Here is a 6,569-nt window from a genome sequence, read left to right on the forward strand (position 1 = left end):
GTAAGCGCGTTTTTGCGCAATACTGCGCGTCACATCCATTCAACTGGCGATGTCTTTGGAGGAGGGCCGTTCTGGCCATTCAACAAGGCACAACGGCTAATCGAATGGGACGAATATACACACTTTCCCCGCGAATGCAAGGTTCCGGCGGTAGCGGGTTCCCGCTGGCGGATGCGGTCGCCGGGTCTCTCCTCGCAATTGGGACGACGCTGTAGCGGCGCGAACTCTCAATCCGTCACCCTGAGGAGCGCGAAGCGCGTCTCGAAGGGCGACGGGCACAAGCGGGGCCGTGCATCCTTCGAGACGCCGCTTCGCGGCTCCTCAGGATGACGGGTTTGGTGGATGCGATGCGTTCCGGGCCACGAAGCGGAATGCACACGGCTACTCCGCCGCTGCCTCAGCTCTCGACTCGCCCTTCCAGCGCAAAATCTCCGCGGCGAGGATCGGGTGATTGAATCCCTTCAGCACGAGGTCGTCGATGGCGCGGCCCTCGACATGGGGCTCGACGGTGCCGTAGACGCGGCGGCTCACCACGATCTGGCCGGCCTTGGCCTCGCCGCACAGGCGGGAGGCGAGGTTGGTGACGCTGCCGATCGCGGCATATTCCAGCCGCTGCTCGAAGCCGACCTGGCCGAGCGTGGCGTAGCCGACGGCGATGCCGATGCCGAACCCCAGGCTATGCCCGCGGTTGCGCCAGCGCTCGGTCAGCGGGCCGATGGTGTCGCGCATCTCGACCGCCATCTTCACCGCGCGCAGCGTGTGGTCTGCGAGCAGGATCGGCGCGTTGAACAGGATCATCACGCCGTCGCCGGCATACTTGTCGAGCGTGCCCTCATATTTGAAGATCAGCGTGCCGAGCGCCGCGTGATATTCGCGCAGCACGTTCATCGCCTCTTCCGGCTCGGTCGCTTCGGTGAAGGCGGTGAAGCCGCGCAAATCGCAGAACACCACGGTGACCTCGCGGCGGTGGCTGGCGAGCAGCCCCTCGGGGCTGTCGGAGGAGGCGATCAGCTGCGCCACCTGCGGCGCCAGGAAACGCTCGAGCTTGCGGATGCGCTCGATCTCGGAAAGCTGGGTTTCGACGCGGGCCTCCAGCGACTTGTTCCAGTCCTTGAGCTCCTCGGTTTGCTCGCGGAGCTTGTCGGCCTGCTCGCGCACGGTGGAATGGGCTTGCTCCAGCGCGTGGCTCTTCTGGTCGACTTCGGTGAACAACCGCGCGTTGCGCATCGCGAGCACCGCCTGGTGCGCAAAGGTCTTCATCAGGCCGATCAGGCTCACGGGGAAATCGCCGGCCGCCTTGCGCAGCACCACCAGCGAACCGAGCACGCCCTGCTGGTCGACCAGCGGCACCACCAGCACGGAGTGGAAGCCGGCGCCGACCACGACATCGCGCAGCGGATGATCGCCCTCGCCTGCGAGATCGGGGAACGCCAGCGGCTCGCCATCGGCCGCGGCCTCAGCAAGCGGGCTGTTCGCCGCGTCAATTGCGCGATGGCGGCCTTCGGCTTCGATGCCGATCGATTGCGTCAGGTTGAACGTGCGATGTGCCGCGTCATAGCCATAGATCAGCACGGCGTCGGCATGGGTGATCTCGAGCGCGCGGGCGGCGACCGTCGGCAGCACGGCATTGAGGTCGAGCGAGGACGCCACCGCGCGGCCGACCTCCTCCAGCACCTTCAGCTCGTTGATCGATTGCGCGAGGTCGCGAGTGCGCTCCTTCACCTTCCATTCGAGGTCGGAGTAAGTCTCCGCGAGCTGTCCGGCCATGCTGTTGAACTGGCCGGCGAGCTCCTCCAGCTCGTCCGCGGTCTTGACCTCGATGCGATGGCCGAAGTCGCCGGCGCCCAGCCGCCGCGCGCCGGTGCGCAACGCCGTGATCGGCACCAGCATGCGGCGCGCCAAAATCGTCCCGGCGATGATTGCGACCAGGAGGCCGAGCGCGATCAGAAGCGCGATGCGCACCAGCTGGTCGCGGATCGGGGAGAGCGCCTGCGACGTCGGCTGCTCGACAAACACGTGCCAGCCGAGATTCGGTGCGGCGCTCGCGGTGGTCAGCACCGCGTTGCCGTTGATGTCGGTGCCGGAGGCGAGCCGCTTGCCGGGGGGCGACAGCACTGCGGCGACCTGCGGCAGCGCGGCGATATCCTTGCCGACCTCTGGGCCCTTCGAGGAGCTCGCCAGCACGCGGCCCTTGGCGTCGACGACATAGGCGAAGGCGAGGCGGCCGACCTGGGAATCGCCGAAATAGTCGCTGAGGAAGCGCAGGTCGATCTCGGCCACGGTGACGCCGGCGTTGAAGCCGGAATGCAGCTCGCCGATCGACATAAAGGGCCGCCCGTCGTGGAAAGTGGCCGGCGCATAGGCGGTGCCACGGCTCACTGCCTCGATGAAGCGGAGGTCGCGGGACAAGTCGGCGTTGGAGTTCACGGTGACGGTCTGGCGCGACAGCCGCAGCAGCTCGCGGCCCTGGCCGTTGATCAGCGTGAGCTGGCTCACCGCCGGCACCTGGCCGAGCAGCTGGGTATAGTCGGCGCGGCGCAGCTCGATCGTGTTGGAGGAGGCGCGGGTCACCCAGGAGATCTGCCGCTCGAGGTCCGAGATCGCCTGCTCGATGCGCTTGGCGGTGGCGTCCGCCTTGTCGCTCATCGCGTCGGTGAGCGTACTCCTGATGCCGCGGTAGCTGATCCAGGTCTCAAGCGCGCCGTTGACCGCCAGCACGAACACGACGAGCCCGACCAGCGCGAGGACGTATTTGGCGAACAGGCCGCCGCGCAGGAACCAGATCTTGCCCTTGTCCGTCACCCCGTTCATCCAGCCTCGTCCGCCCCCTCGCAATCGGGTGCGCCGCATCATCCGGCGCTGTTTAGCACGGATCGGCGGGGCAGGGCGGAGCCTCCCGTCGCATGGTTAGCCCCGGATATCGGTGGGGGATATCCGGGAATAATCAGCGATTGAACAGCTGGCGCAGCACGTCGTTCATCGCCGGATTGTCGTGCTGCTCGGCGGTCGCGCCGGACGGGGGATTGGGTGGCGGGGGTTGGTCGGCGGCCGGCGGTGCGTCGGGCGCGGACGGGGCCAGGTTGCGGCTCGGGCGGGACGCGTTGCCCTGGTTCATGGTGGAGAGGCCCTGCTGCAGCAGGTTGCCGATGGTCTCGCCAAGCTGCCCGCCGAGCGGGTTGCTCTGGCCGCTGCCCCCTGGAGGCTGGCCGGTGCCGGGCTGTGCGTCGGTTCCGCCGCCCTGCGCGCCGTTGAGGAGATTGCTCAGCCCGCTGAGGCCTTGGTTCAGGCCTTGGGTCAGACCTTGGCCATTCGCGCCGAACAGGCCCTTACCCATCTCCTTCAGCTTGGCATAGGCGGCCTGGGGATTGTCGAGGATGCCCTGCATCTCCGGATAGATCCGCGGGCTGATCCAGGGGCCCTCGACCATCACGGGAATGCCGAGGCCGACCGGATTGCCGGCGCGGCCCTGGCCTTCGGTGGTCATCACGAGCTGCGGCTCGACGCGGAACCCGATCTGCCTTGTGTTGAGGTCGATGGTGCCGACCCCGGTCATCTTCACCAGCGGGCCGATCAGATTGAGATCGGTGGTGACGGCCTGGCCCTTGTCGATCTTGAACGAGGCCGAGAGCTGGCTGAGATCGGTCGACAGGGCCTCACTCTCCTGCCAACCCGACAAGGTGCTGGCGGTGAGGTTGCGGATCATCTGCGCGACGTTGAGGCCGAGGATCTTGCCATCCTGGAACACGACGAAGGCCGTGCCGCCGAGATTGCCGACGATGGCGCGCTCGCTGGCGCCCTGCGAGGTCAGCGCGATCTTCGCCTGCATGCGTCCGTCGAGCTTGTCGAACTCGGCGAGGCTCTTCAGCACCGGCAGCGCGCGCACGCCGGCGAGATCGAGCCGCAGCGCGTAGGTTGGAGCAGCGCCCCTCGCGTCGATGGTGAGGTCGCCATTGGCGGTGCCCTCATAGGCGCCGAGATTGGTGAGCCGACCCTTGAGCACGCCGCTGTCGACCGAGGCATCGATCGCCGCGGACGCGAAGCGGCCGTCGCCGATCACGAGCTCGGCCGCCGAGATGCGCGCCTGCGCGTCGACATAATTGAGCCCGCCAAGGTCAATCGAGGCGTTGCTCCAGCTGTTCGTGCCCAATGGCTGCGCGGCGCCGGACTGGCTCGGCGTCATCGCGATCGCAATGCGCTGGAAGTCGAGATCGAGCTTCACCAGCGGCTTGTTGCTGGCGAAGTCGACCGAGGCCCAGCCGGTGAAGCCGCCGTCACCGAGCGTGCCGGACACGCCGTTGAACATCACGACCGTGCCGTTCAAGCGCAACTCGGCATTCGCCTTGATCGCCGCGGGCAACAGGCCCGGCGCATCGATGTTGAACTCGGCCGGCACGCTCTGACGCTCGAGCGGCGCTTGCGGTGTGGTCGCGCGGATCTCGAACTTCAGCGGCTTGTCGCTCGCGCGCGCGTCACCTGTGACGACGATCTTGCGGTCGGCGCCGATCGTCGCGTCGGCGTTGAGTGTCTCGATCCGGTTCTCGACCCGATCGCGCACATTGGAAAACACGATGGTACCGCCGCTGACGCTGACATGCCTGATCGTGATGCCGCCATTGTCGGACGCAGCAGACTTCGCCGGCGGATTATGGTCGCGGGTGCGCTCGCGCTGCAGCGGCAGGTTGACCACAGGCTTGGCGATGACGAGGTCGGTGATATCGGGCTGGCCCGACCACAGGCTCGACAGCGTTATCTTGGCTTCGACGCTGGCGGCCGCGAACCGGTTGTTGACCTCGCGCTCCCGCGGGTCCTGCAACACGACGTCGTTCAGCGTCACATTGACGGTCGGCCAGAGGCCGATCTTGGCCCCGCCATTGATCGCGAGCTTGTAGCCGGTCTCGCGCTCGACCCGCTCGGTGATACCGGAGGTGAGGAAGGAGGTCGGAATCCCAACCGCCGCCACCAGCGCGATGATCACAATCACGGCAGCAATGGCGGCCCCGGCAAATCTCAGTGCTCTCATGTCGTCGTTCCAGGCCGGGCAAGCGGGGTTCCGCCGCGGAAAAGCGCGGCCGATCGCACGAGATTATCCCGCAAACGGGACCTCGCTCCAATGAGGCGAAAAATAATCCGTTACCGGCATGAACTTATGTGACCTCTCACACACTCCCATGAGGGTGATTTTTGCTAACCGAGCGTCGGCGACTGCTTGGATCGATTTGGAAGGCAGTACAATGAACAAACAGGCCGAATTTGCGGTCATTCTGAAGATGAACCCGATGTTCGCCGATCTCGGTGCGGACGAGTTGCAGCGGCTTTCGGGCCTCTGCCACACCCAGCAGCTCTCGGCCGGCGAGGTGTTGTTCCAGAAGGGCGATCCCGGCGACGCCCTGTTTGGGGTCCGCCGCGGCCAGATCCGGATCGAGACCGGGGCCTCCGACGGCAGCCGGCTCACGCTGAACTTCATGGGATCCGGCGATCTGTTCGGCGAAGTCGCCGTGCTCGACGGTCAGGATCGCACCGCGGACGCGACCGCGGGCGAAGCCAGCGAATTGTTCGTGCTTCGGCGCGGGGATTTCCTCAGCTTCCTCGAGCGCGAGCCGAAGGTCGCGGTCAGGCTGATCGAATTGCTGTGCCAGCGCATCCGCTGGCAGAGCGAGCGGATGGAAGAATCCGTGCTGCAGCCGTTGCCGGTCCGCCTCGCACGCCGGCTGTGCGCACTGGCCGAGGATTTCGGCTCCGAGGTGCACATCTCGCAGGAACAGCTCGGCATCTTCGTCGGCGCCGCGCGCGAAAGCGTCAACCGGCAGCTGCAGACCTGGCGCAAGGACGGCATCGTCGACCTGCAGCGCGGCCGCATCATGCTGCACAACATGACCAAGCTGACCGCCGTCGCGCGCAACGACTAAACGGATTGCCTGCAACGCGCGCGCGAGGGCCACGAATGTCTCGCGCGTGCTGCTTCTCCTGCCCAAAAGACTTGCTTGCGGGAACAGGCTGGAGTCGCTTTCATTGCAGCCGGTCCTTGGGGTGACACCCAGCCTTGCTGGCCTCACGCCATCCACCAGCAAACCCCTGCGGTCTCTTCCCGTTGATCGCAGGGGTTTTGCATTCCTGGCCGTCGGCGCGACCGCGTCATCGTTCTGCAGAGCGGCAGATCGTCGAGAAAAGCACTGCGGCTGAAGCCCGCATGCGCCGCAGCGGGCATCAATTCAGGCATCGACGTGGTATAGTCGTCGGTTAAGAAGCCGATTTGAGTGGTGTGCGGTGGCTGGTGACTGAGAAGAAGGCAGCCAGGAAGAGGTACCAAAGAGCCCTTAGCCAGGCGAGGATGCGGCGGAAGTTGTAACCGACGGCGGAGAGGATGACGTTGGCGGTATCGCCGGCGCGGCCTTTGAGGTAGCAGCGGCCGAGGTGTCCGTCAGCCTTCAAATGGCCGATCACGGGCTCGATAGCGGAGCGGCGCCGCAGCTGGCGCTTGATAGTGCCGAAGACGCCGCGCTTCTGGCCGGAGATGAAGACGCGGCGCGGGTTCTGTGCGTCATGGCCGCGGTATCCCTTGTCGACAAAGG

The 6,569-nt window shown here is 66.1% G+C and carries 3 protein-coding genes and 1 pseudogene; 1 reads left to right on the forward strand and 3 read right to left on the reverse strand.

The window, feature by feature from the left end; genetic code table 11:
• Positions 1–381 precede the first annotated feature (381 nt).
• Positions 382–2,811, reverse strand: a complete 2,430-nt coding sequence (locus tag K359_RS0140260; protein WP_029084281.1) for an adenylate/guanylate cyclase domain-containing protein — start codon at positions 2,809–2,811, stop codon at positions 382–384.
• A 133-nt stretch (positions 2,812–2,944) separates the two neighbouring features.
• Positions 2,945–5,020 (reverse strand): AsmA family protein, encoded by a 2,076-nt coding sequence (locus K359_RS0140265; protein WP_029084282.1) that lies wholly within the window; start codon positions 5,018–5,020, stop codon positions 2,945–2,947.
• 211 nt (positions 5,021–5,231) lie between these two features.
• On the opposite strand from K359_RS0140265, the gene K359_RS0140270 reads away from it, so the two are divergent.
• Positions 5,232–5,906, forward strand: a complete 675-nt coding sequence (locus K359_RS0140270; RefSeq protein WP_029084283.1) for a Crp/Fnr family transcriptional regulator — start codon at positions 5,232–5,234, stop codon at positions 5,904–5,906.
• Positions 5,907–6,237: 331 nt separating this feature from the next.
• On the opposite strand, the pseudogene K359_RS54665 reads toward K359_RS0140270, so the two are convergent.
• Positions 6,238–6,569 (reverse strand): annotated as a pseudogene (locus K359_RS54665) (IS5/IS1182 family transposase); the annotation flags it as partial.

The organism is Bradyrhizobium sp. th-b2, from assembly GCF_000426785.1.
Lineage (GTDB): Bacteria > Pseudomonadota > Alphaproteobacteria > Rhizobiales > Xanthobacteraceae > Bradyrhizobium > Bradyrhizobium septentrionale.